The sequence below is a fragment of the Variovorax sp. Sphag1AA genome, assembly GCF_014192575.1.
Taxonomy (GTDB): domain Bacteria; phylum Pseudomonadota; class Gammaproteobacteria; order Burkholderiales; family Burkholderiaceae_C; genus Variovorax.
Map to the genome: position 1 here is coordinate 402,901 of NZ_JACHYC010000001.1, position 25,168 is coordinate 428,068.

Annotated in this window: 24 protein-coding genes; 22 read left to right on the top strand and 2 right to left on the bottom strand. The window is 63.5% G+C overall.

The genetic code is table 11. The features are described from left to right. Positions 1-373 precede the first annotated feature (373 nt). Positions 374-1,180 (bottom strand): hypothetical protein, encoded by an 807-nt coding sequence (locus FHW64_RS02035; RefSeq protein ID WP_184522601.1) that lies wholly within the window; start codon positions 1,178-1,180, stop codon positions 374-376. On the opposite strand from FHW64_RS02035, the gene FHW64_RS02040 reads away from it, so the two are divergent. The 21 genes from FHW64_RS02040 to FHW64_RS02140 all read left to right on the top strand — a co-directional run bounded on the left by FHW64_RS02040 (position 1,139) and on the right by FHW64_RS02140 (position 23,375). After that, entirely contained in the window at positions 1,139-3,235 is a 2,097-nt protein-coding gene (locus tag FHW64_RS02040) for a fibronectin type III domain-containing protein (protein WP_184522603.1), read from the top strand. The two genes, FHW64_RS02035 and FHW64_RS02040, sit on opposite strands and share 42 nt — an antisense overlap. A 5-nt stretch (positions 3,236-3,240) precedes the next feature. Next, entirely contained in the window at positions 3,241-3,684 is a 444-nt protein-coding gene (gene gspG, locus FHW64_RS02045) for a type II secretion system major pseudopilin GspG (RefSeq protein WP_184522605.1), read from the top strand. 132 nt (positions 3,685-3,816) lie between these two features. Then, positions 3,817-4,920 carry a type II secretion system F family protein gene (locus tag FHW64_RS02050; protein WP_221210175.1) on the top strand — a complete coding sequence of 368 codons (1,104 nt, stop codon included), beginning with the start codon at positions 3,817-3,819 and terminating at the stop codon, positions 4,918-4,920. Next, positions 4,917-6,506: a GspE/PulE family protein gene (locus tag FHW64_RS02055; RefSeq protein WP_184522609.1), complete on the top strand. Its 1,590-nt coding sequence runs from the start codon at positions 4,917-4,919 to the stop codon at positions 6,504-6,506. Before FHW64_RS02050 ends, FHW64_RS02055 begins: the two co-directional genes overlap by 4 nt. A 176-nt stretch (positions 6,507-6,682) precedes the next feature. Continuing rightward, positions 6,683-7,918: a hypothetical protein gene (locus tag FHW64_RS02060; RefSeq protein WP_184522610.1), complete on the top strand. Its 1,236-nt coding sequence runs from the start codon at positions 6,683-6,685 to the stop codon at positions 7,916-7,918. Continuing rightward, positions 7,906-8,514: a hypothetical protein gene (locus FHW64_RS02065; RefSeq protein WP_184522613.1), complete on the top strand. Its 609-nt coding sequence runs from the start codon at positions 7,906-7,908 to the stop codon at positions 8,512-8,514. Before FHW64_RS02060 ends, FHW64_RS02065 begins: the two co-directional genes overlap by 13 nt. Beyond that, complete coding sequence (locus tag FHW64_RS02070) at positions 8,511-9,014, top strand: hypothetical protein (RefSeq protein ID WP_184522614.1); 504 nt, start codon at positions 8,511-8,513, stop codon at positions 9,012-9,014. Before FHW64_RS02065 ends, FHW64_RS02070 begins: the two co-directional genes overlap by 4 nt. A gap of 8 nt (positions 9,015-9,022) precedes the next feature. After that, positions 9,023-11,404, top strand: coding sequence for a secretin N-terminal domain-containing protein (locus FHW64_RS02075; protein WP_184522617.1), 2,382 nt, complete (start codon positions 9,023-9,025; stop codon positions 11,402-11,404). Positions 11,405-11,441: 37 nt separating this feature from the next. After that, the gene (locus FHW64_RS02080; protein WP_409350588.1) at positions 11,442-11,888 is read left to right on the top strand and encodes a type II secretion system protein; all 447 of its coding nucleotides are present in this window, start codon (positions 11,442-11,444) and stop codon (positions 11,886-11,888) included. 5 nt (positions 11,889-11,893) lie between these two features. Then, positions 11,894-12,289, top strand: coding sequence for a type II secretion system protein (locus FHW64_RS02085; protein ID WP_184522620.1), 396 nt, complete (start codon positions 11,894-11,896; stop codon positions 12,287-12,289). 31 nt (positions 12,290-12,320) lie between these two features. Next, positions 12,321-12,920, top strand: a complete 600-nt coding sequence (locus FHW64_RS02090; RefSeq protein ID WP_184522622.1) for a type II secretion system protein — start codon at positions 12,321-12,323, stop codon at positions 12,918-12,920. Next, on the top strand, positions 12,838-13,830 hold the full coding sequence (locus FHW64_RS02095; RefSeq protein WP_184522624.1) for a rhodanese-like domain-containing protein: 993 nt from the start codon (positions 12,838-12,840) through the stop codon (positions 13,828-13,830). Before FHW64_RS02090 ends, FHW64_RS02095 begins: the two co-directional genes overlap by 83 nt. A 56-nt stretch (positions 13,831-13,886) precedes the next feature. Further along, a complete protein-coding gene (locus tag FHW64_RS02100) occupies positions 13,887-15,416 on the top strand; it encodes a sigma-54-dependent Fis family transcriptional regulator (protein ID WP_184522626.1) in 1,530 nt (509 codons plus the stop codon). Positions 15,417-15,567: 151 nt separating this feature from the next. Further along, positions 15,568-16,764 carry a substrate-binding domain-containing protein gene (locus FHW64_RS02105; protein ID WP_184522628.1) on the top strand — a complete coding sequence of 399 codons (1,197 nt, stop codon included), beginning with the start codon at positions 15,568-15,570 and terminating at the stop codon, positions 16,762-16,764. 114 nt (positions 16,765-16,878) lie between these two features. Further along, positions 16,879-18,354 (top strand): PHB depolymerase family esterase, encoded by a 1,476-nt coding sequence (locus FHW64_RS02110; RefSeq protein ID WP_409350589.1) that lies wholly within the window; start codon positions 16,879-16,881, stop codon positions 18,352-18,354. A gap of 42 nt (positions 18,355-18,396) precedes the next feature. Further along, positions 18,397-19,161: an ABC transporter ATP-binding protein gene (locus tag FHW64_RS02115; RefSeq protein WP_184522630.1), complete on the top strand. Its 765-nt coding sequence runs from the start codon at positions 18,397-18,399 to the stop codon at positions 19,159-19,161. After that, positions 19,158-19,883 (top strand): ABC transporter ATP-binding protein, encoded by a 726-nt coding sequence (locus FHW64_RS02120; protein WP_184522631.1) that lies wholly within the window; start codon positions 19,158-19,160, stop codon positions 19,881-19,883. The genes FHW64_RS02115 and FHW64_RS02120 overlap by 4 nt, the downstream gene beginning before the upstream one ends. Then, positions 19,880-20,860, top strand: a complete 981-nt coding sequence (locus FHW64_RS02125) for a branched-chain amino acid ABC transporter permease (RefSeq protein WP_184522633.1) — start codon at positions 19,880-19,882, stop codon at positions 20,858-20,860. Before FHW64_RS02120 ends, FHW64_RS02125 begins: the two co-directional genes overlap by 4 nt. Positions 20,861-20,873: 13 nt before the next feature. After that, positions 20,874-21,926, top strand: a complete 1,053-nt coding sequence (locus FHW64_RS02130) for a branched-chain amino acid ABC transporter permease (protein ID WP_184522635.1) — start codon at positions 20,874-20,876, stop codon at positions 21,924-21,926. A 17-nt stretch (positions 21,927-21,943) separates the two neighbouring features. Next, a complete protein-coding gene (locus FHW64_RS02135; RefSeq protein ID WP_184522637.1) occupies positions 21,944-22,819 on the top strand; it encodes an alpha/beta fold hydrolase in 876 nt (291 codons plus the stop codon). 49 nt (positions 22,820-22,868) lie between these two features. Then, positions 22,869-23,375, top strand: coding sequence for a DUF1993 family protein (locus FHW64_RS02140; protein WP_184522639.1), 507 nt, complete (start codon positions 22,869-22,871; stop codon positions 23,373-23,375). Here the strand turns inward: FHW64_RS02140 and hemH are convergent, their stop codons facing one another. Further along, complete coding sequence (gene hemH, locus FHW64_RS02145) at positions 23,376-24,419, bottom strand: ferrochelatase (RefSeq protein ID WP_184522640.1); 1,044 nt, start codon at positions 24,417-24,419, stop codon at positions 23,376-23,378. Positions 24,420-24,434: 15 nt separating this feature from the next. Between hemH and FHW64_RS02150 the strand changes: the two genes are divergently transcribed. Next, a complete protein-coding gene (locus FHW64_RS02150) occupies positions 24,435-25,166 on the top strand; it encodes an HAD family hydrolase (protein WP_184522642.1) in 732 nt (243 codons plus the stop codon). The last annotated feature ends 2 nt before the right edge of the window (positions 25,167-25,168 follow it).

Here is a 25,168-nt window from a genome sequence, read left to right on the forward strand (position 1 = left end):
GTGCCCGCCTGCAGCTGCGCCTCCGCACTGCGATCAGTCACGATCGTGTCGAGCCCTTCCGACTCGTAGATGCGAATCACGTCGCCATCGACCGCAAGGAAATCGCGCACCGTATCGCGCCCCGGGAGGTCCACGCGGACATCGCGGATCAGCACGTGAGCATTGGTCGCCTCCAAGATTGAGGTGACGGTGCCGCCAAGCTCGTCCGCGTGATTGAACGACGCATTGAACTCGGTGAACTTGCCGGAGAGCGAAGTCTCCATGACCCACCGCCCCGTCTTGCTCGACGATGCCGGAATGTCTCCGAAATTCAGCAGCAGCGTGTTCTGCGCGGGCGCATCATCGACATAGCTGCCCGTGAGCTGGAAGTTGATCAGCAGGCGAATACGTCCTGTCCATTGGTGTTCTGAGCCTTAACGAACAGCACGCCGGTGCCAAACTGGCTTCCCGGTCTGGGTCCGTACTGCGTACGGATGACAGGCTCTTGGTCTGCGCTGCTGCTCTGATCGGGCTTGAGCAGAATGCTTTGCGTCGCTTCAGAGATCAAGCCTTCGTCTGCGTACAGATAGTAGGTACGCAAGGCTTGATCCAGCCCCCGTCCAGCCCGGTCGCGGTACTGCTCCTTCCACGTCCTGCGATTGAGCGGGTCATAGCCATAGCGTGCAATCGGGTTGCTCTGCCCATCCTTCACCTCGATCAGCCGGTTGTCGCTGTCATAGACGTAGTGCGTCACCCTGCTGCCTTCAGTCATCTTGATCTGATTGCCGTTCGCGTCGTACTCATAGCTGACTGTGCCTGCCACGCCTGGGCGTTGAAGCAAACGGTTGTTGACGTCGTAAGTCCACTCGCCACTCGCGCGGCTGTGGGCCGTGCGGTTCGTCACCGCGTCAAGCGTGAACGTCTCGGTGTCGCTGAACAATCCGCCGGTGTCGGTCTTGGCCTGCGTCAGACGAATCTCATCGTCGTAGGTGTAGGCAGCATTGCGGGTGCTGCTGGAACCATTGGCAGTATCGATGCGGCTGGTGGTCTTGAGCTCCTGCATCTGTCCATAAGCATTCGTCAGGTTGAGCGTGGTCTGCTGTCCCGGCGTTCGAGCCTTGAGGCTCTCCAGATTGAACAGGCCGTCCCAGGTTCTTTCTTGCGTGCCGCCGCCCGGCAAGGTGACCTTGGCCGGCGCCATCCACTTGAACTGGTTGACGCTGAGAGTGCCTTCGCCCGGAATGGTGGCCGCTTCTTCGTCAATATGTTCAACGACCCTCCAAGCAACTTCAATCTCACGGCTCCGGCACAAAAAGCGGAGGTGTCGTCCGTGATGCCCGTTTTGAGCTGGACGAACGGTGTGGACAAGGACGGCGATGCCATTACCTACCGCGTCATCGTCCACTTGGCCGTCGAGCCTCACTGGGTACTGGAGGCCGAAGGGAACGACATCGAAGAATCGCCAACGGGTACGACGTCCTGGACGGTTCCGATACCTCTGAAGAACCATGCAATCTACGCTTGGCACGTAGAAGCCAGGGATCCTTCTGGCGCCCTCGGGTCGTCGCCAACGTGGGAGTTCAAAGTGAACGTGGGCAACCATGTTCCGACAGAGCCGTCGATCGTTTCGCCACCCGTCGGCGGGCAGAGCAGCAGTGCGAATACCGCGTTGACGATCCTGAACAGCACCGATGAGGACAACGATCTGATCACCCATGTTTTCGAGATCGACTCGGTCAACACGTTCGATTCGTCGGACCGGCGAAATTCCGGTGAGGTCATACCGAATGGTTCAGGCTCTACGACTTGGGTCACGCCGGCCCTCGAGGAAAACAGGCGCTATTGGTGGCGGGTCAAAGCGCAGGACGGACGTTCGGAATCGGCCTGGGTAATCGGGAGCTTTCTCGTGAATGCGGTCAATGAACCTCCGCCCACGCCGACGGTCAAGAATCCTAGCAATGGCGGATGGGTCACGACGAAATCGGCCACCCTGGAGGTCAATCCGGTTGTCGATCCCGACGGGGACGTTGTGCACTACGAGTTCGAGTTGTATTTCGACACGCTCGAGCAGCTCGCCACCAGCCGCTCTTCGGACACCACGGCGCTGATCGTGGGTGTGATCACGGACTCAAGGTACTGGTGGAGGGTCAGGGCTGTTGACACGCACGGCGCTGCAAGTGCGTGGTCGCCGTTCGCAAGCTTTTCTGTGAATGCAGCGGATGCTTTGCCCCCGGCGATTGGGCTGACGGAGCCTTCGCAACCGATCGCGCCAACCGTTGCGATGGTCGACGGAAGCGAACGGAAGCAGGTCACTCTGACGTGGGACGGCGTCAACCCGGCTGCCGAGCAGACTGTGGCGCTTTACTACGCGACGTCGCGTTTCTCACAGGTCGGGACATTGATCGTCGATGGGTTGCGCCAGCCACATGGGGCCACTTCCGGCAGCTATGTATGGGACGTCTCGAAGCTCGGCACTGGGACTTATTACCCGTTTGCGCGGATTTACGACGAGAGGGGCATAGGCCGCGCCGACGCACCGGGCGCTGTCGTCATCCCGTCGGCCCAGCAGGCGGACATCTTGGTCGTGCCGTTCATCAGTCCCATTGGGTCCGTGTCCTCCAATTCGTCTCTGACCTACCTTGTGTATCTCAGCAAGGCGCCCAGCGCCCCGGTGGTAGTGCCCATCGCGTCGACGGATCCGAGCATCGGCGTGGCCGTTCCCGCGCAGCTCGACTTCACCTCAGCCAACTGGAGCGTTCCTCAGCGGGTCCAGGTGACGGCCGCGAACGACTGTGTGCCGACTGACGCGAAGGGCTTTGACGTTCTGCATGGAAAGGTGGTCTCGACCGACCCCAACTACATCGGTGTTTCACGCAAGGCAGCAGTCAACTATCTTGCGGGGCCTCCACCGCAGGCGACTACGACCGATCCAGACATTGGAATCTGCAACATCACGATCGTTTCGGAGCAGATGATTTCGCCCGATGTGTGGGAGTCCACTTGGCGCGCCGAACTCGTCAACAAGGGCAGTACAACGATCAAAGGCGTCACGGCCAAAGTGAGATCGGTTGCCCTCCCCGTCCATCAGTGGATCAACGACGCTCTGGTCTTTGGTGCAGTGGCCCCGGGAGAGACCGTGAAGTCCAACGGCACGTTTGTCGTGCGTACGCCCAATCGACTGATCCCGAATCATCTGTTCATTCCCGCAGTGCCAATGGGAAGGTCGTTTTTCTGGGATGTCACGTCGCAGCGATGACTGAAATGAACTTCCCGTCAAGCGTCTTTCGCTTTCCGCGCTTTTGCCGAGGGCGCGGCTTCACGCTGCTTGAGCTTCTGGTCGTGATCGTCATCATCGGTCTGCTCACGGCGATCGTCGGTCCGCGCTATTTCTCCCAGATCGGCAAGTCTGAGCAGAGCACGGCCAAGGCACAGATCGATGCGCTGGGCAAGGCGCTCGATGCCTACCGCCTGGACACAGGCCACTATCCGGCGACCGAGCAGGGGCTCCATGCGCTCGTCGTCAAGCCCAACGGCGAAAGCAAATGGAACGGGCCCTACATGCAGAAGAAGATCCCGCCCGACCCGTGGGGCAAAGACTACATCTACCGTTCGCCGGGACAGACCGCGGAGTTCGACCTGCTGTCGTACGGCAAGGACGGACAGGCCGGTGGCGAGAAAGAAAACGCCGATGTTTCCTTCCATTGAGGCCTCTGGTCGATGACAGCGATGGGTTTGCGGCTTCGGGTTCAGGAGCGCAATGGGCAGAGCAGGTGGGTGCATTTCGCGGGAACGGACGCTGCCAGCGCCACGCGTCAGGCGCGTCGAGAAGGATTGCGCGTGCTTGAGATCGACAGCACCGGGGTTCCCATCGACGGGAATGCAGGTTCGCGCGCGGACGGTCGTCCTGCAGTGGGCAGCGGTCGCTTCGACCTGCTGCTCTTCAGCCAGGAACTGCACTCGCTGTTGCAGGCCGGCCTCAATCTCGGTGAGGCGCTCGGCACGTTGATGGAGAAATCGCAGGGCGCGACGCGCACCTTGCTTGCTGCCGTTCATGCCGGATTGCGCCAGGGGAAGAACTTCTCGGATGTGCTCGAGGCCCATTCGATTCAGTTCCCACCAGTCTTTGTCGCGACGGTTCGTTCCAGCGAGCGGACCGGTAATTTGCCTGAGGCCATCGAACGCTACGTCGCCTATCAATTGCAGTTCGACGCGTTGCGCAAGAAGCTCGTCGCGGCGGCGATCTACCCGGCGTTGCTGATTGCGGTGGGTTGCTTCGTGACGCTGTTTCTGCTGGGCTACGTGGTGCCGCGTTTCGCTGCCGTCTACGAAAGCTCGGGGCGGGAAATGCCGTGGGCGTCCGGCCTGCTGCTAGGCCTCGGCCATCTGATCGATCGGCATGCGGTGATTGTCCTGAGTCTGCTTGCGGGCGCGTTCGCGGCGGTCGTCTGGCAGTTTCGGCAACCATCCACACGACAGAGGCTGCTGGAGCGGCTGCTGCGTCTGCCGGGCCTGGCGCCGCGCGCAGACTTGTTCAGACTGAGCAGGTTCTATCGCGCATTGAGCCTTCTGTTGTCCGCGGGGATCGCGTTGCCAAGAGCCATGGGCATGGTGGACGGCCTGCTCGGCGCGGGGCAACGATCCTCGCTCGCCGGCGCGCGGGAGCGCATCGAGCAGGGCGGCAGTGTCTCGCAGGCGCTTGTGCAGTTCGGTCTTGCCACGCCGGTCGCGAAGTCGCTGGTGCAGGTGGGTGAGCGTTCCGGCCAACTCTCGACGATGTTCGAACGCGCGGCGCGCTTTCACGACGAGGAGATGGCCCGCTGGATCGATGCAACCACCAAGCTGCTCGAACCAGTCCTGATGTTGTTGATCGGTCTTGTGATTGGGCTGGTAGTGGTCTTGATGTACATGCCGATTTTCGAGTTGGCGGGGAGCCTGCAATGAGTGCCAGCCAACTGGGCGGCATCGCCGAATCGATGGGCCTCGCATGGCTCGACGCCGCGCGTCTGCGTGATCTGAGCGTCCGCTGGGAAGTCGTCGGATACCCCGATGCGGTCGCGCGCAAGGTGGTCGTGCTCCAGGCGCCCCCGGATGATCCGAAAGAGGTTGGGAAGGTCTATCTGTCCCTCACGGATCACCGGGACGCAGCCGCCGAAACCTGGGGCCTGAACCAGTGCCGGCGCCTTGGTATTCGCGACGTGGTCGTAAGCCTCATGGGTCCGGATGACTTCGACGGGCTCATGGCGCAGCAGGAAGGCCAGATGCGAGCGATGGATGGCTTCCAGCCGCAAGAGGCCGAGGGCGACGATTCCGAATTGGCCGCGACCATCAGCATGGTCTCGATCCAGCAGGAAGCGAGTCCCGTCATCAAGCTCGTGAACTCGACGCTCTATGACGCGCTCAAGCTCAACGCGAGCGACATTCACCTCGAATGCGACGCGCAGGGACTGCGCGTGCAGTACAGACTCGATGGCGTGCTCGTGCCCATCACCGAAGTCGCTGGCGCCGATACGGCCGAGCAGGTGATCCAGCGGGTGAAGGTGATGGCGGAACTCGACATCGCCGAGCGCCGCGTGCCGCAGGATGGACGCTTCAAGGTGCGCGTGGGTGACCGCGACATCGACTTCCGCGTCTCGGTGATGCCCAGCATCTTTGGCGAGGACGCGGTGCTGCGTCTGCTCGATCGCAAGGCGCTCACCGAGCAGGCGCAGAGTCTCACGCTCGAAAGCCTCGGCCTTCGCGAGCAGACCAAGTCGGCCATCCGGCGGCTCGCGGCCAAGCCGCATGGGATGTTGCTGGTCACGGGGCCCACAGGCTCGGGCAAGACCACTACGTTGTACGGGACCATTACCGAGATCCATACCGGCCGGGACAAGATCATCACGATCGAGGACCCTGTCGAATACCGGTTGCCGCAGGTGCTGCAGATTCCCGTTAACGAGAAGAAGGGGCTGACCTTCGCACGCGGGCTGCGTTCGATCCTGCGCCACGATCCCGACAAGATCATGGTCGGCGAGATCCGTGACGACGAGACGGCTCAGATCGCGGTGCAGGCTGCGTTGACCGGGCACCTGGTTTTCACCACCGTTCACGCGAACAATGTGTTCGACGTGGTGGGGCGCTTCCTGCACATGGGTGTGGATGCCTACAGTTTCTCGGCGGCCCTGAACGGCATCGTGGCACAGCGGCTGGTGCGAATGAACTGCCGCGTTTGCTCCGAGCCGGTGAAGGCGGTTGCGGAGGTGCTGTCCTCCCTCAGTCTTGACCCGGATGCGATTTCATCCTGGAACCTGCGGGCCGGCAAAGGATGCAGCCACTGCCGCGGAACCGGCTTCAAGGGGCGACGAGCGGTTGCCGAAGTGCTGGTGATGAACGACAGGTTGCGCGAATCGATCGCTGCGCAAGCCTCCATCTCGACTGTGAAGGCGGAAGCAAGACAGGCCGGCTGGACGCCGCTGCTCGAAACGTCTCTGGAGCTTGTCGCAACCGGTGAAACGACGCTCGACGAAGTCGCACGCGTCGCGGGGTAGGGGAGGAAATGTCGAAGCCTCACTTCTATCTCTATCTGGGCGCGCACAGGTTCCAGGCGGCTTGGGCCAAGACGCGCGCAGCTTCGCCCCAGTTGCTGATCGATGCGCCTTGGGGAGGCGCGACCGCTGATGCTCCCATCGCGGCCCATGCATTGCCGCTCGAAAGCGATGCGCTGATGGACGAGCTGCTCGCGCGATGCAAGGCGGAGCCAGCGCTGGGCCGCGCATGTCTGCGTGTGCTGGTCTCCGATCAATGGGCTCCTGGTGCAACGATTCCTTGGGACGGATCGCAATATAGGCATTCAACCGCGCTCGCGGCAGGGCGTGCGCAGTTTGCGGAGGCGGGTCATGACGTGTCGGGCTCTGATCTGATCCGTCTGGATGATGCGCCGCTCAGACAGCCACGGCTTGCCGTGTGTTACCCGCTCGCGCTGATGGAGTTCATCGAGCGATTGGCTGCGGCGCTATCGACGTCGCCGTCGTCGGTCATCACTCTGTCGGCGTTGGCATGGCGTGGCCGCAGCGTATCGAAGTTGCCGACTTCAGAACGCTTGATCGCCATCGTCGAGCCTGGTGAAGAAGCGCTGCGAACAACGGTGCTGCTGCGCGGCCAGCAGGCTTCGGAGTACATCGACGAGGTGATGGTCCGGTCGATCCGGGTCGACAGTTCTCAGCGGCCCGCTCTCACGGCGGCGGCCATCGACGCCATCGTGCAGCGGCTAGGCTGGCAGCCCGCGCCATCGTCCTCGATGGAGGGCAAGGTCGAATATGTCGTTATCGATCTGGCGGCTGGTGAGCGTGTCTCCGGGCCCACCGGACCATTTGCCTGGTGGCTTTCGCAACGCGGTGTGCACAGCGCGCATTCGACGGGTGCGCTGGATGCAGTCACACGCGCGGCGCGACCGTCTGCCGCAAAACTCGGGCTCCTGTTGGGAACGATCGCCAGCGTCGGCTTGCTGTTCACCGCTCTCTGGAGGACGGAACAGCGGCTGCAGTCCGTCCAAGATCGAATCACGGCTCAACGACAAGCCGCTTCGGTGCCCGTCAAGCCGCCGCCCACGCCTGAACAGGCAAAGCGGATCGTGGCGATCAACGGCGTGATTTCGGCGCTCAATACGCCGTTGCCGCGCTTGCTGCGTGCACTGCAGGCGCCCAAGGACCAGCGGGTCGCGCTCCTTGGGCTGGAACTCGTGGCAGGGTCCTCCACCGGAGCCACGGCCCGGCCCACGCTCAAGGTCCACGCCGAAGCGCCGAACAGCATCGACATGACGCGCTATGTCACGTTCCTCTCGGACCGGAAGCCGCTTACGCGCGCCTATCTGATCCGGCATGAGGTTCCCGAGAGTCGGTCACCCAATTCGGAAGGGCAAGCCGCCTATCGATTTACCGTGGAGGTCGCATGGAACGACTGAACGGTAGCCCTCGTTTCTTCATTCCGGACATCGGATGGCAATGCCGCCGAGGCACGCGGCGGCTCTATCGGCGGTTGGGGCTGGATGGCCTGCTGATCCTGGTTGGGCTCTTCTTGGCCGTCATCGTCATCGCGAGACTGGCCCATGCCAGACATGCGTTGAGCGACGCGCGAGGGTTGCTCGCGACGCAGCCGGTTGCTGAAGTCGCGCGGACAACGGCACATGCGCTCACGAACCTCGAGAAGTTCGAGGGCGTGCTGCCCGCGCATGACGGCATTCCAGATGTCGTCAGCCATTTGCTCGAACTCGCGATCGAAGAGCAGTTGGTCCTCTCGCGCGGGGAGTACCGGGCACAGGCGGATGAGATCGGCCGGTTCATGCGATACAGGATGACGATGCCCGTCAAGGGCAGGGCGCCCTCGCTGCAGCGCTTCATTGAACGCGCGCTGGCGGACCAGCGCAGCCTGGTTTTTGAATCGGTGCAATTCAAGCGGGACCGGATTCAATCCGAACAGGTCGAGGCGGTGGTGCAGTGGACGCTGGTCACCGGGCTTCCCGAGACGAAGTCGCTTGACGTCGCGAGCACGTCACCATGACGCGTCGCCATTCTGTATTGGCGATGGCATTCATCGCCACGCTGCTTGCTGTCTACTTTGCGCCGCCGGAGGCGGACGAGGTGGTGCAGGCGTCCCCTTCGGCGAACGTCGCAGTGGCTCGGCCTGGGACAAGGCCTGCTGCATCTGACGTGCTGGCACTGCGCCCGCGCGACCCGGTCGGCGAGAACGACTCCAGTCTTTTCGCGGTTCGAAGCTGGGATGCGCCCGCATCGGAAGGCAGGCCGGCGCCGCTACCGGATGCGTCCTCTGAGGCTGAGCCGCCGCAGGTGCCGTCTGTGCCGTTGCAGCTCATCGGCCGCTACCAGGAAAACGGGCGCATCGCCATGTTCGGCACTTTCAATGGCGACAGCGTGGTGCTGTGGCCGGGCGAAAAAATCAACGCCGAGTGGCGCGTCGATGCCATCGAAGCGGGTCAGGTCGTACTGACATATCTACCGCTCGGACAACAAAAGAGCTTGCCTTGGACGGCGACTCGATGAAGAAAGAAATGACCCCTTTTGCCCACCCGCGTCGCTGGACGACGATCGTAGCGAGCCTCTTGGCATTTGCGTTGCTGGCCGGTTGCGCCAGCCAGATCGCCTACCGGGATGCCAACCGGCTTCTGGCCGACAACAAGCCGACGGAGGGCCTCGCGAAGCTGGAAGAAGCAGTCAAGCTCGACCCGAAGAACGCCGAGTACCGGATGGCGCTGTCGACCACGCGCACGAGCCTGGTCAACCGCTATCTGCGGGCTGCCGAGGCGCATCGCCGTGAAGGCCGGCTGACGGAGGCCGAAAAATGGTACCGACAGGCCATGGCGCTGGACAGCGACAACCCTATGGCACAGCAGGGACTGCAGGCGCTCGTGGTCGAGCGCAAGCATCGGCTGGTTGTCGCGGAAGGTGAAGAGCTGTTGAAGAGAGGCAAGCCGGAGGATCTGACAGCGGCGATCGAGATGCTGCGTCCGGTCCTCATCGAGAACCCGCGACAGCGCGAGGCGCTCAACCTGAAAGAGCGGATTGACGAAGCGCAAAACAAGCAATCGAAGCCCGAGAGCCGGCTGGCAGAGAACTTTCGCAAGACCATCACGCTGGAGTTTCGAGATGCGCCGTTGCGTACGGTCTTCGACGTGATCTCCAAGGTGTCCGGCCTCAACTTCTTCTTCGACAAGGACATTCGCCCAGATCTGAAGGCGAACATCATGGCTCGCAACACCACCATCGAGGATGCGGTGCGGCTGCTGATGGTGACCAACCAGCTCGAACAGAAGGTTCTGAACGAGAACTCGATCCTGATTTATCCGAACACGGCGCAGAAGCTCAAGGACTATCAGACGCTCACAGTGCGGACCTTCTATCTTGCCAACGCGGATGTGAAGGCGGTCTCCAACACCATCAAGACCATCGTCAAGACGAAAGATGTCGTGATCGACGAGCGGCTCGGGCTCATCATCATGCGCGATACGCCGGATGCCATCCGCATGGCCGAGCGCATTGTCGCGCTGCAGGATCTGACCGATCCGGAAGTGATGCTCGAGGTCGAAGTGGTGGAGATGAAGCGCTCCCGCCTGCTGGAGCTGGGCATCAACTGGCCGAACCAGATGTCGCTCTCGCCGCTGCTGGCTGATGGCGTGCCGCTGGTGCTGAGTGACTTGTCCAATCTGAATCGCGACAACATCCAGGTCGGCATTGGGTCGGTGACTATCAATGCGCGCAAAGAGGACGGCGACGTGAGCATCCTCGCGAATCCCCGTATCCGCGTGCGCAACCGCGAGAAGGCGAAGATCCTGATCGGCGACCGGGTGCCCGTGATCACCACCACGTCGAACGTGACGGGGTTCGTTTCGGAGTCGATCAACTATGTGGACGTCGGCCTCAAGCTCGAAGTAGAACCGAACATCTACCTCGATGAGGAGGTGGCCATCAAGGTCAACCTGGAAGTTTCGAGCCTCGTGCGCGAGGTATTCAGCAAGTCGGGTTCGTTGGCCTATCAGATCGGCACGCGCGGCGCGAGCACCGTGCTGCGACTCAAGGATGGTGAAACCCAGATCCTTGCGGGGCTGATCAGCGACGAAGACCGATCGTCTGGAAACAAGGTGCCCGGCCTCGGCGAACTGCCGGTAGCCGGCCGCCTGTTCGGCAGTCAGAAGGACGACACCACGCGCAGCGAGATTCTTCTGTCCATCACGCCCCGTGTGGTGCGTTCGATCCGACGTCCCGATCTGCAGTCTGCCGAGTTCGAGTCGGGCACCGAATCAAACATCGGCGCGCGGCCTTTGCAGTTGGGCAGCCGTGAGCCAGCCTCACCACAGACACAAGGGCCGCCAGCGTCGGCCGCAACCACAAAGCCTCCTGCTGCGCCCGCTGCCGATCCGAGTGCGTCTGCCGTCCCTTCGGCGGCGAGCGCGGTGGCGCCGGTGAATGCCCAGTCGGCATCGAAGGTCGATGCAGCGACTCCGGCGGGCGGCCCGGTGAGCCTCAGTTGGCAAGCGCCAAAACAAGTCAAGGTGGGAGAGCAGTTCAGCGCGGTTCTGCGTGTCAATAGCCAGCAGACGCTGCGGGGTCTGCCGCTTTTGGTCAGCTTCGACCCTCAGGTGATGCAGGTCATGAGTGCGCAGGAGGGCGACTTCTTCAAGCAAGCCGGTGGCAAGAGCAACTTCAAGCATCGGGTCGATGGCGTGCAAGGCAAGGTGTTCATCTCGGCCCTGCGTGAGAACCCGGCCGGTGGAGAGGCGGGCATCAACGGCACAGGGAGCGTGACCACGTTGACATTCAAGGCTGTCAAGGCGACCCATGACGCTCGCCTCAAGCTGCTGTCAGCGACGCCGGAACCGGCTGCTTCCTCGGCGATCCCCGTGCCAATCGAACAGGTCTTCAAAATTGTTCCCTGAACGACGTCCTGTCCGTCGGCAACGGGGCTTCACCTTCGTGGAACTGATCGTCACGCTCGCGATCATGGCGGTTCTTGCCACGGTCGCTGTGCCACTCGTGCAGATCGTGGCGCAACGGCACAAGGAGCAGGAGCTGCGACTGGCGCTCGCGCAGATTCGCGATGCGCTCGATGCCTACAAGCGGGCGTCCGACCAGGGGCGCGTCGAGGTGAAGCTGGGCGAGAGTGGCTTTCCGAAAAAGCTCGACGAGCTGTGGCAGGGCGTCTCCGACCGGCGCAGTCCCAATCAGCAGATGCTCTACTTCTTGCGTGCGCTGCCGCGCGATCCGACATTCGCCGATGCGCGCGTGCCGGCGGCACAGACGTGGGGGCTGAGAAGTTATGCCTCGCCGCCCGATGCGCCTGCCGAGGGCGACGACGTCTTCGATGTGTACTCGCTCTCGAAGAAGGTCGGACTCAACGGGGTCGAATACTCGAAATGGTGAACTCGATGGGAACGATCAAGCCCGCGCCGCGAGGTGGGCGCGGATTCACCCTGATCGAATTGCTGGTGGTGCTTTCTGTCATCGCCGTGCTGCTCACGATCGCGGCGCCACGCTACTTTGGGTCGATCGACAAGTCCAAGGAACAGGCTTTGCGCGAAAACCTGCGCGTGGTTCGCCTCACGCTCGACAAGTTCCGTGCGGACAAAGGGCATTGGCCCAAGTCGCTGGACGATCTCGTCGAGGATCACTATCTGCATGCGGTGCCACTGGACCCCATCACCGAATCGTCCTCCACATGGATTCTTATTCCGCCGCAGGACGCCGAGGAAACGGGAATCGCCGACATCAAGAGTGGTGCATCGGGCCTCACGAGGGGCGGCCTTCCCTATGAGAGCTACTGATACCCCGGCGCCGTGCCGCATGAACGGTCGTATGCAACTCGGCTTCACCTACATCTGGGTGCTGCTGCTCGTCGCGCTCATGGGCGTGGGCTTGACCGTTGCCGCTGAGCTTCAGACCACCGCCATCCGGCGAGACAAGGAAAGGGAGCTGCTTGCGATTGGCGGACAGTTCAGGACGGCGCTGGCCAGCTATCACCAGGCGCGTATGCCCGCTTTGGGCCCTCCAGCGGGCTCCGGCACGTCCGCCGGGACGGGGGTTTCTGCGCCACCGGCGGCGGGCGGAAACGTGGTTGTGCCCGGCACGGCGCCCCAAGGCAGCTTCAGGAGCGATCCTCTGTCCTATCCGGCAACCCTCGAGGATCTGCTGAAGGATGACCGATTTCCCGGTATCAGGCGCCACCTGCGGAAGATCTTCGTGGATCCCATGACCGGAAAGGCCGAGTGGGGGCTCGTCAAGGTCTCCGGCCGGATTGTCGGCATCCATTCCCTTTCGACCAAGGTCCCGATCAAGTTGGCCGGGTTCGAGGGGGAGGATCACGCTTTCAACGGTGCGCGGAGCTACGCAAGTTGGGTGTTCGGTCCTGCCGGTCAGTTGGCGTCGACACAGCCTCCCATATCCCAACGTCAGTGAGCGCATCGCGATGCATCATTCAGTCTTTCTCCGCGCGGCCTTTCTCTTTCTGGTGACGACCCTGACCGGCGCTGCCGACGCGCAAGGGGTTCTTGAACTGCCTTCGGTCCTGCGCGACATGCCACGCGTCGGCTCGATGTGCAAGAACGATCGCCTCCCCGATCTTGAGGAGCCCGGCAAGGCAATCGCGGCACGGCGCGTACAGGCTGCCTGCGTGCTGCGCGTTTCGGAGATTGCGGACTTCCTGCAAAAGAAAGAGCCCGCGGTGATCGACGCGGGGAACGAGGCGGAGTTCTCGCAGTTCCACATTTCCAACGCGATGCGCCTCGACGCGGCGAGCCTGCGCACGCGAGGGCACTTGCGGAACAAGGCGATCCTTCTTGTCGGCGACGGCAAGGCGGATCGCAGGCTCTATGAGGTGTGCAGCGAGCTGCGTTCCAGGGGGTTTCGATCTGTGCAAGTGATGGCGGGGGGCATGACCGCCTATCTGGCGCAGGGGCTGCCCGTCAATGGACAACGCCCGCCATCCGCCGCCGAACTCGCCCATATTGACGCGTCGCAAGCGTGGGCCCAGAGCCAGTTCCCGGAGAGCATCGTCCTTGTTGCCAAGGGCTCGGTCTTGGCCGAAGTGCTGCCGCGTGTGCAGCCGATCGCGTCGGTGACGCCCTCATCGGTCCGAAGTGCCGTCGAGCGGCAGCGCAAACAGCGTGGTGAAAGGCTCGTCAACGTCGTGCTGGCTGTGGAAGCCCCATTCGACGAGGAGACGTTCCTGAAGTACAGCCGGGCCGTTGCGCCGGTGCCCTTGCTCATCTACGCCGGCGGGAGTGGGCCGATGAAGGCTTTCCTCGCCGCTCAGCAAACGGTGTGGAGCAACCACCAAAGAGGACCCAGGCAGCCGCGTTGTGGGTGAACGCCGGTCAGATCGAGCGGTGAATCGCTAGGCGCCTCCGCGCTACGATCCCGCCCATGCCACCCACCACCGCTGCCCCACCCGCTCTTCCGCTCGACGCCGACAGCATCCTCGCGCTTGCGGCGCGGTCGATGTTCCACCTGTTCTCGAGCATCAGCCAGGGCATGTTCCTGGTCGATCGCACCGGGCGGATCGTGTGGGTCAACGAGGGGTATCGGCGATTCCTGCCGGCGCTGGGCTTCTCGTCGATCGACCAGTTCCTTGGTCACATGGTCGAGGACGTCATCCCCAACACCCAGATGCGCCGCGTGCTCGAAACCGGCGAGCCGATCCTGATCGATCTGCTGACGAACAAGGCCGGGACGTTCGTAGTCAGCCGGATTCCGCTGCGCGAGGAAGGCGAGGACGCGGTGCTTGGTGACGTGATTGGCGCGATCGGGATCGTGCTCTTCGACCATCCGGAGACGACGCTGCAGCCGCTGATCAGCAAATTCGCCTTGCTCCAGCGCGACCTTGACGATGCGCGGCGCGAGTTGGCGAGCCAGCGCAACAACCCGCTTTATCAGCAGTCGGCGGACGGCCAGCGGCGGTCCAAGTACACCTTCGCGAGCTTCATCGGCAGCAGTCCGGCTGCGGTGGAGGTCAAACGCCATGCGCGGCGCGCGGCGCAGTCGTCGAGCCCGGTGCTGCTGCTGGGTGAAACCGGCACGGGCAAGGAACTGCTCGCACATGCGATCCACGCAGCGTCGGCGCGGGCGAAGGGGCTTTTCGTCAGCGTGAACATCGCTGCCGTGCCCGACACGCTGCTCGAAGCCGAGTTCTTCGGCGTCGCACCCGGTGCGTTCACCGGCGCGGACCGCAAGGCGCGCGAAGGCAAGTTCAAGCTGGCGGACGGCGGCACGCTGTTCCTCGATGAAATCGGAGACATGCCGCTGGGCCTGCAGGCCAAGTTGCTGCGCGCGCTGCAAGAGGGCGAGATCGAACCGCTGGGATCGAACAAGCTGGTGCCTTTCGACGCCCGCGTGATCGCTGCCACTTCGCGCGATCTGGCCGCGCTGGTGCGGGAAGGGCGCTTTCGCGAAGACCTTTACTACCGCCTCAACGTGCTGCCGGTACGCGTGCCGCCGCTGAGAGAGCGTCGCGGCGACATCCCCGCATTGGTGGAAGCGCTGGGCGAAGACATGGCGTTGCGCAGTGGCGAGGCGCCCCCCGAACTGACGCCCGAAGCGCTCGCCTTGCTGGCCGCGCAGCACTGGCGCGGCAACATCCGCGAGCTGCGCAACGTGCTGGAGCAGGTGACCATGCGCAGCGATTCGCAGCGCATCGACGCGGCGCAACTCGAGCGCATCCTGCGCGAGGCGGGCCAGGAGAACATCGCGCCGCCGACGCGAATGCAGGCGGAACCCGCCACGGAGGCGGAAGAGCGCGCGTTGCTTCTTCGGCCACTCGCGCAGCAAGTCGCGGAACTGGAGCGCAAGGCGATCGCGGCCGCAATGACCGAGACCGGCGGGAACAAGCTCGCGACCTCGCGTCTGCTCGGTATCTCGCGCGCAACGCTCTATGAACGTCTGGAAAACCCTGACTGAAGAACAGTCAATTGCCTGAAACAAAGACACTCTGGTTGTCTTGATTTCAAGCGTTTAGCGGGTAGAGGTACGGGAAAGTCCTTTGTTTTCAAGGTAATGGGACTTGGCATGAACTGTGCAATATTCAGTCACCATTTTCAGGAGACAAAGAATGTACCGTCGCCACCTCGTCGCTCTGGCCGCCATGGCCACCGCCGGAATTGCTGCCTTCACCGCACCGGCCTGGGCGCAGTCCAACGAGATCCGCATCGCCCACATCTACAGCAAGACCGGGCCGCTCGAAGCCTATGGCAAGCAGACGCAGACCGGCCTGATGATGGGCCTGGACTACGCCACGGGCGGGACCATGATGGTCAACGGCAAGAAGCTCGTCGTGATCGAGAAGGACGACCAGGGCAAGCCGGACCTGGGCAAGTCGCTGCTGGCGGCGGCCTACGCTGACGACAAGGCGGCGATCGCGGTCGGCCCGACCTCTTCGGGCGTCGCGCTCGCGATGCTGCCGGTCGCGGAGGAATACAAGAAGATCCTGCTGGTCGAGCCGGCCGTGGCCGATTCGATCACCGGCGACAAGTGGAACAAGTACATCTTCCGCACCGGCCGCAACAGCTCGCAGGATGCGATTTCCAACGCGGTCGCGGTCGACAAGGCCGGCGTCACGGTCGCCACGCTCGCACAGGACAACGCCTTTGGCCGCGATGGCGTGAAGGCATTCAAGGACGCGCTCAAGAAGGCCAAGCTGGTTCACGAGGAATATCTGCCGGCCGCCACGACCGACTTCACGGCCGGTGCGCAGCGCCTGATCGACAAGCTCAAGGACCAGCCGGGCCGCAAGATCATCTGGATCGTGTGGGCGGGCGCGGGTAACCCGTTCAAGATCGTCGACCTCGACCTGAAGCGCTACAACATCGAGATCGCGACCGGCGGCAACATCCTGCCGGCGATGGCGGCCTACAAGGCGCTGCCGGGCATGGAAGGCGCGGCCTACTACTACTTCGGCATCCCGAAGAACCCGGTGAACGAGGCGATGGTCTCGATGCACTACAAGGAGTTCAAGACGCCGCCGGACTTCTTCACGGCGGGCGGCTTCTCGGCCGCAATGGCACTGGTGACTGCGCTGAAGAAGACGGGCGGCGACACCAACACCAACAAGCTCATCTCGACGATGGAAGGCATGAGCTTCGATACGCCGAAGGGCAAGATGACTTTCCGCAAGGAAGACCATCAGGCGATGCAGAGCATGTACCACTTCAAGATCAAGGTGGACCCGGCTTTTGCGTGGGGTGTGCCTGAGCTGGTCCATGAGATCAAGCCCGAGGAAATGGATATCCCAATCCGGAACAAGCGCTAAGCCGCGCATCGGCCTCTGCCAGAGGCCTTCTCCCTAAAAGAACGCTTTCCCCATCTGTCCCCCTCGCAAGAGGGGGACGGTTCAGTGCACCTCGAAAAACCAATGGAGACAACCATGAAGCGCAACTGGATGACGATGAAGATGAGCATGGTCGCGGCCTTCGCCGCGCTGGCGGGCCACGCGGCCACGGCTGCGGTGCCGTTGCCAGCGCTGGGGGCCAATGCCGCGGAGGTCAGCGTGTCCGGCCTGTCGGCGGGCGGGTTCATGGCCGTGCAATTGCACGTTGCCTATTCGGCGACCTTCAAGCGTGGGGCGGGCGTCGTGGCGGGTGGGCCCTACTACTGTGCGGAAGGATCGATCGTCAATGCGACCGGCCGCTGCATGACTCACTACACCAGCATCCCGGTGTCCACGTTGGTCAGCACGACCAACAGCTGGGCCTCGGCCGGCACCATCGATCCGGTGTCGAACCTCGCGAACTCGAAGGTGTATCTCTACTCCGGCACTTCGGACAACACAGTGGTCCAGGCCGTGATGAACGACCTCAAGACTTACTACCAGAGCTTCGTCCCGACGGCCAACACCTTCTACAAGAACAACATCGGCTCCGGCCACGCGATGATCACCGACGACTACGGCAGCAGTTGCAGCACGACGGCTTCGCCCTACATCAACAACTGCGGGTTCGACCTGGCGGGTGACATCCTCCAGTACCTCTACGGCACGCTGAGCGCACGCAACAACGGAACGCTCTCGGGTACCTTCACCGAGTTCAACCAGGCCGAGTTCGTGAGCGGCCACGGCATGGCTGCGACTGGCTGGATCTATGTGCCGCAAAGCTGCAGCAGCACGTCGTGCCGCGTGCACGTGGTGCTTCACGGCTGCAAGCAGAACTACACCGACATCGGCGACAAGTACGTGCGCAACACGGGCTACAACCGCTGGGCCGACACCAACAGCATCATCCTGATCTACCCGCAGACCAGCACGGCGGCGACCAACAGTTGCTTCGACTGGTGGGGTTACGACAACGCGAACTACGCGAAGAAGTCCGGCCCGCAGATGGCCGCGATCAAGGCCATGGTGGATCGCGTGACGAGCGGGTCGACCGGCGGTGGTAGCGGTGGCGGATCGACGCTCGCTGCGCCCACGGGCGTCGGTACGTCCGGCGCCACGAGCAGCAGCATGGTGATCGGCTGGAACGCGGTCTCGGGCGCAGCGAGCTACAACGTCTACCGCAGCGGCAGCAAGGTCAATGCGTCGGCGGTCACCGGCACGACCTACACGGACACCGGGCTCGCCGCGTCGACGACCTACAGCTGGAGCGTGACCGCGGTCGACCCCAGCAACGTCGAAGGCGCGATGTCCACCGCCGCCACTGGCACCACGCTCGCCGCCAGCGGCGGTGGCACCACGCCGGTCTGCTACACCGCGAGCAACTACGCCCACACCACCGCAGGCCGCGCCACGCAGACCGGCGGCTACACCTACGCCAAGGGTTCCAACCAGAACATGGGCCTGTGGAACACCTTCGTCACCACGACCCTGAAGCAGACCGGAACCAACTACTACGTGATTGGCACCTGCTGATTTCAAACCGCGCCGCCGCGAGGCGGCTTCTTTCTTCGATCGATGCTTGAGACCCGAAACCTGACCATCCGCTTCGGCGGCCACGTGGCGGTGAATGCTGTCAGTTGCGCTTTTGCGCCTGGCACGTTGACCGCCATCGTCGGCCCCAATGGCGCCGGCAAGACCACTTACTTCAATCTCATCTCGGGCCAGCTCAAGGCGACCGAGGGCACGGTGACGCTCGACAGGCAATTGCTCTCGGGCCTGCCGGCCTCGGCGCGCACGCGGGCGGGGCTGGGGCGCGCGTTCCAGCTCACCAACCTCTTTCCCAATCTCACCGTGTTGGAGAACGTGCGTCTCGCGGTGCAGGCCACGCGCGAGGGCGCGCACCGCCGCGGTCTCAATCTCTGGAGCATCTGGAGCGACCACCGCGCGCTGACAGAGCGAGCCGACCAGATCCTCACCGACGTGGCGCTCAAGGCCAAGGAGCACGCGACCGTCGCGAGCCTTCCGCACGGCGACCAGCGCAAGCTCGAAGTTGCGCTGCTGATGGCGCTCGAGCCGAAGGTGTTCATGTTCGACGAACCGACCGCCGGCATGAATGCGGCCGAGGCGCCAGTGATCCTCGACCTGATCCGCGCGCTGAAGAAGGACAAGACCAAGACCATCCTGCTGGTCGAGCACAAGATGGATGTGGTGCGTGAACTCGCGGACCGCATCATCGTGCTGCACAACGGCCAGCTCGTGGCCGACGGCGAACCGTCAGAGGTGATTGCCTCGCCGGTGGTGCAGGAGGCCTATCTCGGCGTCGCGAAGGAGGCCGCATGACCACGAACCTGCTTGAACTGAGTGGCGTGCACACGCACATCGGTGCGTATCACATCCTTCACGGCGTCAATCTCGCAGTGCCGAAGGGCCAGCTCACGATGCTGCTCGGTCGTAATGGCGCCGGCAAGACGACCACGCTGCGAACCATCATGGGCCTGTGGCACGCATCGCAAGGCAGCGTGCGCTTCGGCAATACCGACATCACCGCGATGCGCACGCCGCAGATCGCCGAGCTCGGCATCGCCTACGTGCCCGAGAACATGGGCATCTTCTCGGACCTCACGGTCAAGGAGAACATGCTGCTGGCCGCACGCGCGGCGAAGAACGCCGACCAGATGGACGACACGCGTCTGAAGTGGATCTTCAAGCTCTTCCCCGCGGTCGAGAAGTTCTGGAACCACCCGGCGGGCAAGCTGTCAGGTGGGCAGAAGCAGATGCTCGCGGTGTCGCGCGCGATCGTCGAGCCGCGCGAGCTGCTGATCGTCGACGAGCCCAGCAAGGGCCTCGCGCCCGCGATCATCAACAACATGATCGACGCCTTCAGCGAGCTGAAGAAAAGCGGTGTGACGATCCTGCTCGTCGAACAGAACATCAACTTCGCGCAACGGCTGGGCGACACGGTCGCCGTGATGGACAACGGCGTCGTGGTGCACAGCGGCAGCATGGCCGCGTTCTCCGCGGATGAAGCCTTGCAGCAATCCCTGCTGGGGCTCGCACTATGAACAAAGAATTCGACTGGAAACCGCTGGCGCTCGTGCCGGTGCTCGCGTTGATCGCATTGCCCTTGACGGGCTCCGTATCCACCTGGCTCACGCTCACCGTCGCGGGCCTTGCGATGGGGATGATCATCTTCATCATCGCCTCGGGCCTCACGCTGGTCTTCGGGCTGATGGACGTTCTCAACTTCGGTCACGGTGTGTTCATCGCACTCGGCGCTTTCGTTGCGAGCACAGTGCTCGGCAGCATGAGCGACTGGACTGGCTCGCAGGAACTGTGGCGCAACCTCGTGGCCGTCTTCCCGGCAATGCTCGTCGCCATGCTGGTCGCGGGCGCCGTCGGCCTGGCGTTCGAACGCTTCATCGTGCGGCCGGTGTACGGCCAGCACCTGAAGCAGATCCTCATCACGATGGGCGGGATGATCATCGGCGAGGAGCTGATCAAGGTGATCTGGGGCCCGGGGCAGATCCCTTTGCCGCTGCCTGATGCATTGCGCGGCTCGTTGCTCATCGGCGATGCAGCAATCAGCAAGTACCGCATCCTCGCGGTGATCGTCGGCATCTTCGTCTTTGGCCTGCTCGCATGGACGCTGGGGCGGACCAAGATCGGCCTCTTGATCCGCGCCGGCGTGCAGGACCGCGAGATGGTCGAGTCGCTTGGCTACCGCATCGGCCGGCTGTTCATTGGCGTGTTCGTGGTGGGCAGCGCGCTGGCGGGCCTCGGTGGCGTGATGTGGGGGCTGTTCCAGCAGAACCTCATTCCGCAGATGGGCGCGCAGGTCAACGTCCTGATCTTCATCGTGATCATCATCGGCGGGCTCGGCTCGACCACGGGCGCGCTGATCGGCGCACTGCTGGTGGGCCTGATGAACAACTACACCGGCTTCCTGATGCCGACGCTCACGCAGTTCGCGAGCATCTTCCTGATGGTCGCCGTGCTGCTGTGGCGTCCGCAGGGCGTCTATCCCGTCGCGAATCGTTGAAAGGACGACGACCATGATTTCCCGTCTTCTTTCCAACGACATGCCGCGCAACCGCGTGCTCGCGGTGCTGCTGCTCGCAGTCGTGCTGGGACTGGCCTTCGCGCCGTTCATCTTCCCGGGTGTCAAGGCGCTCAGCGTGGCGGCCAAGGTGCTGGTCTTCATCGTGCTGGTCGCGAGCTTCGACCTTCTGCTGGGCTACACGGGCATCGTGAGCTTCGCGCAGACGATGTTCTTCGGCATCGGCGCGTATGGCATCGCGATCTCGGCAACGCGCCTCGGTTCGGGGTGGGGCGCCTTGCTGCTCGGCCTGGGTGCGGCGCTCGTGATCTCGCTGGTGCTGTCGCTGGCGATTGGCCTGTTCTCGCTGCGGGTGCGCGCGATCTTTTTCGCGATGATCACGCTCGCGGTGGCGTCGGCCTTTCAGACGCTGGCGTCTCAGCTGTCTGATTTCACCGGCGGCGAGGATGGCCTGACCTTCAAGCTGCCCGAGCTGATCTCGCCGAGCTTCGAGTTCGCGGAGGAGCCATTTTTCGGCGTCTCACTCGACGGCCGGCTCCTTTGCTACTACATGCTCTTCGTGCTCGCGGTGGTGCTGGTGCTGGCATTGCTGCGCATCGTGAACTCGCCGTTCGGCCGCGTGCTGCAGGCCATTCGCGAAAACGAGTTTCGTGCGGAGGCGATCGGCTATCGCGTGGTGGTGTATCGCACGACCGCGTCGGTGCTCTCGGCACTGTTCGCGACGTTGGCTGGCGCCATGCTCGCGATCTGGCTTCGCTACAACGGGCCGGATACCTCGCTGAGCTTCGAAATCATGATCGACGTGCTGCTGATCGTGGTCATCGGCGGCATGGGCACCATCTACGGCGCGGTGATCGGCAGCGTGATCTTCGTGATCGCGCAGAGCTATCTGCAAGACCTGTTGCGCCTCGGCAGCGAAGCCGTGAGTGGTGTCTCGTGGCTGTCGGCGCTCCTGTCGCCGGATCGCTGGTTGCTATGGCTTGGGGTGCTCTTTGTGCTCTCCGTTTACTACTTCCCAACGGGCATCGTCGGCCGGCTGCGCAAATGAACACGAAGGCGATTGAAATGAACACACCGACTTCCAACTACGCGCAGCTCGCGGGCTACGAGATCCACTGGACGGATTGGGGCCGCGTCGGCGATCCCGTCGTCATCGCCTGGCATGGCCTTGCGCGCACCTGCCGCGACATGGACGAGCTGGCTGCCCACTTCGCGGAGCGCGGCTTCCGCGTGATCTGCCCCGACACCATCGGCCGCGGCCTGAGCCAGTGGAGCAGGGCGCCCGATGACGAATACAAGCTGTCGTTCTACGCCAGGCTCGCATCGGCCTTGTGCGACGAACTGAATCTGACGCGCGTGCATTGGGTCGGCACGTCGATGGGCGGCGCCATCGGAATGGTCTGCGCCGGCGGGCTGGTCGAACCAGCGATGAAGCAGCGCATCGCGAGCCTGGTGTTGAACGACAACGCACCTCAGCTTGCGTCGGAAGCCGTCGCGCGCATCCGTGCCTACGCGGGCCAGCCGCCGGCCTTCGATACGGTTGTCGAGCTCGAAGCCTTCTTCCGCACCGTCTACAAGCCCTATGGCTGGCTGAGCGATGCACAGTGGCGGCGGCTGACCGAGACGTCCACCCGACGCCTGCCCGATGGCCGCGTGACGCCGCACTACGACCCGATGATGGTGCGCCAGTTCATCTCGCACCCCGAGGACTATGTGCTGTGGTCGCACTACGACGCGATCGAGGCGCCGGTGCTGTGCCTTCGCGGCGTGGACTCCGACCTCGTGCTGCGCGACACGCTGGATGAAATGCGCCGCCGCGGTCCCGGCGACAAGCGGCGCCTGCAGATCATCGAAGTGCCCGGCTGCGGACACGCGCCCGCGTTGAACGTGCCGGAGCAGCTGGACCCCATCGAGGCCTTTGTGCGCAGGGCCGGCGCCTGATCCGTGGCGGTCGCACAATCGGGCGGCCACTACAACACGGAGTCAATTCATGGCGCTCTCGTTCTACGACATTTCCGTCCCGGTGTTCACCCGCGGACTGGGCCAGCTTTCATACATCCTCGACAAAGGCCTCGCGCATGCGAAGGAAGCGGGCATCGATCCTTCGCAACTCGTCAACGCGCGCCTGGCGCCGGACATGTTCACGCTTGCGGGGCAAATCCAGAGCGCGAGCGATGCATCGAAGTTCGGTGTCGCGCGTATTGCAGGCGTCACCGGGCCGAGCTTTCCCGATACCGAGGCGACCTATGAGGAACTGCAGGCGCGCGTCGCGAAGACCATCGACTACCTGGGCACCGTGGACCGCGCATTGATCGACGACCACGAGGATCGCGAGGTGATCATGAAGGTCCGCGGCAACGAGCTGAAGTTCACGGCGCAGCGCTACCTGCTGCAGTTCGCGTTCCCGAACTTCTTCTTCCACATCACGACCGCCTACGACATCCTGCGGCACAGCGGCGTGCCGCTCGGCAAGCTCGACTACCTCGGGCGCTACTGACTATTGCGCTCTCGCCCGCGCGTCGGTCGGCCAGCCGGAGAGGTGGCGCTCCGCGATGCCAGCGAGCGCGGTGATCCAGTCGTGACTGTCGTTGAGGCAGGGGATGTAGGTGAACTCCTTGCCTCCCGCGTGCAGGAAGGCCTCGCGGCCTTCCATCGCGATTTCCTCCAGTGTTTCGAGGCAGTCGGCGGGGAAGCCGGGGCACATCACGTCGACGCGCTTGATGCCCTTGGCGCCGAGTTCACGCAGCGTGGGCTCGGTGTAGGGCTCGAGCCACTTCGCGCGGCCGAAGCGTGACTGGAAGGTCACGCGGTACTGGTCGGGCGTGAGTTGCAGGCGTTCTGCCAGCAGGCGCGCGGTGACCACGCATTGCGCGTGGTACGGGTCGCCCAGCCGGATGTTGCGTGCCGGAATGCCATGGAAGCTCATGACGAGTTGATCGGGCCTGCCGTTCTGCTGCCAGTGCCGCACGACGCTGCGCGCGAGCGCATCGATGTAGCCCGTGTCGTCGTGGTAGTCGTTGACGAAGCGGAATTCCGGCACGCGGCGCACGCGTGCGCTCCAGGCGTTGACCTCGTCGATCACGCTGGCCGTTGTGGTTGCGGAGTACTGCGGATAGGCCTGTAGCACCAGCACACGCGTGACGCCTTCCGCCTTGAGCTCGTCGAGCCGGCTCGCGATGGAGGGCTGGCCGTATCGCATCGCGTCGCGGACGGTCAGGCGATGGCCGCGTTCGCCTAGCCAACCCCGCAGCAGGGTGGCCTGCTTCTGCGTCCACACCTTGAGCGGTGAACCCTCGGGCATCCAGATGCTCGCGTACTTGGCGGCTGACTTCGCGGGCCGGGTTCGCAGGATGATGCCGTGCAGGATCGGCATCCACGCCGCCTTCGGAATCTCGACCACGCGCGGATCGGAGAGGAATTCGGCGAGGTAGGGCCGGACGGCCTTCGCCGTCGGTTCATCGGGCGAGCCCAGGTTGCACCAGAGCACGGCGGTGCGCCCTGGGGCCATGTCGGCAGCGGGCGGTTCTTGTCGGAAAGGCATGCGATATTCTCGGCCATGGCTCTCGCGACCCCTGATTCATTGACCCTCGACGTGAAGCGCATCGCCGCGATCTCGCTCGATCTGGACGACACCCTCTGGCCGATCTGGCCCACCATCGAGCGCGCCGAGCGCGTCCTGCATGCATGGCTGGTGCGCGAGGCACCGAAGACTGCGAATCTGCTGGTCACGCCCGGTGTGCTGCGCGAGTTGCGCGAAGCCACCGAGAAGGAGCGCTCCGATCTCGCGCATGACCTGAGCGCGCTGCGCCGCGAATCGATCCGCGCCGCATTGAGGCGCTCTGGCGAAGACCCTGCGCTCGCCGATCCCGCCTTCGACGTCTTCTTCGCGGAGCGCCAGCGTGTGGAGCTCTACGACGATGTGCTCCCAGCGCTCAAGTGGCTCAGCGAGCGCTACCCGCTGGTGGCGGTTTCCAACGGCAATGCCGACGTCAACCGCACGGGCGTCGGACGCTGGTTCCGCACTGCCTTCAACGCGCGCGAATTCGGCAGCGGCAAGCCGCATGCGCCGATCTTCCGGGCTGCGGCGGCATCAGTCGGGCTGCTGCCCAAGGATGTGCTGCATGTCGGCGACGATGCGGCGCTCGACGTGGTCGGTGCGCTCGGCGCCGGCATGCAGGCCGCATGGTTGGTCCGCGACGAGCGCCCATGGGAACACGAAGCGCGCCCGCAACTCATCGTGCCCAATCTGCACGCGCTCTGTGTGGCGCTGGAAGCGGGCGGCGCCTGATC

What these genes read in the sequence shown, in the direction of transcription:
- FHW64_RS02035 (WP_184522601.1), bottom strand. Translation starts at nt 1,180, where the DNA reads ATGGCGCCGGCCAAGGTCACCTTGCCGGGCGGCGGCACGCAAGAAAGA.
- gspG (WP_184522605.1), top strand. Translation starts at nt 3,241, where the DNA reads ATGAACTTCCCGTCAAGCGTCTTTCGCTTTCCGCGCTTTTGCCGAGGG.
- FHW64_RS02055 (WP_184522609.1), top strand. Translation starts at nt 4,917, where the DNA reads ATGAGTGCCAGCCAACTGGGCGGCATCGCCGAATCGATGGGCCTCGCA.
- FHW64_RS02060 (WP_184522610.1), top strand. Translation starts at nt 6,683, where the DNA reads ATGGACGAGCTGCTCGCGCGATGCAAGGCGGAGCCAGCGCTGGGCCGC.
- FHW64_RS02065 (WP_184522613.1), top strand. Translation starts at nt 7,906, where the DNA reads ATGGAACGACTGAACGGTAGCCCTCGTTTCTTCATTCCGGACATCGGA.
- FHW64_RS02070 (WP_184522614.1), top strand. Translation starts at nt 8,511, where the DNA reads ATGACGCGTCGCCATTCTGTATTGGCGATGGCATTCATCGCCACGCTG.
- FHW64_RS02075 (WP_184522617.1), top strand. Translation starts at nt 9,023, where the DNA reads ATGACCCCTTTTGCCCACCCGCGTCGCTGGACGACGATCGTAGCGAGC.
- FHW64_RS02085 (WP_184522620.1), top strand. Translation starts at nt 11,894, where the DNA reads ATGGGAACGATCAAGCCCGCGCCGCGAGGTGGGCGCGGATTCACCCTG.
- FHW64_RS02090 (WP_184522622.1), top strand. Translation starts at nt 12,321, where the DNA reads ATGCAACTCGGCTTCACCTACATCTGGGTGCTGCTGCTCGTCGCGCTC.
- FHW64_RS02100 (WP_184522626.1), top strand. Translation starts at nt 13,887, where the DNA reads ATGCCACCCACCACCGCTGCCCCACCCGCTCTTCCGCTCGACGCCGAC.
- FHW64_RS02105 (WP_184522628.1), top strand. Translation starts at nt 15,568, where the DNA reads ATGTACCGTCGCCACCTCGTCGCTCTGGCCGCCATGGCCACCGCCGGA.
- FHW64_RS02110 (WP_409350589.1), top strand. Translation starts at nt 16,879, where the DNA reads ATGAAGCGCAACTGGATGACGATGAAGATGAGCATGGTCGCGGCCTTC.
- FHW64_RS02115 (WP_184522630.1), top strand. Translation starts at nt 18,397, where the DNA reads ATGCTTGAGACCCGAAACCTGACCATCCGCTTCGGCGGCCACGTGGCG.
- FHW64_RS02120 (WP_184522631.1), top strand. Translation starts at nt 19,158, where the DNA reads ATGACCACGAACCTGCTTGAACTGAGTGGCGTGCACACGCACATCGGT.
- FHW64_RS02125 (WP_184522633.1), top strand. Translation starts at nt 19,880, where the DNA reads ATGAACAAAGAATTCGACTGGAAACCGCTGGCGCTCGTGCCGGTGCTC.
- FHW64_RS02130 (WP_184522635.1), top strand. Translation starts at nt 20,874, where the DNA reads ATGATTTCCCGTCTTCTTTCCAACGACATGCCGCGCAACCGCGTGCTC.
- FHW64_RS02135 (WP_184522637.1), top strand. Translation starts at nt 21,944, where the DNA reads ATGAACACACCGACTTCCAACTACGCGCAGCTCGCGGGCTACGAGATC.
- FHW64_RS02140 (WP_184522639.1), top strand. Translation starts at nt 22,869, where the DNA reads ATGGCGCTCTCGTTCTACGACATTTCCGTCCCGGTGTTCACCCGCGGA.
- hemH (WP_184522640.1), bottom strand. Translation starts at nt 24,419, where the DNA reads ATGCCTTTCCGACAAGAACCGCCCGCTGCCGACATGGCCCCAGGGCGC.
- FHW64_RS02150 (WP_184522642.1), top strand. Translation starts at nt 24,435, where the DNA reads ATGGCTCTCGCGACCCCTGATTCATTGACCCTCGACGTGAAGCGCATC.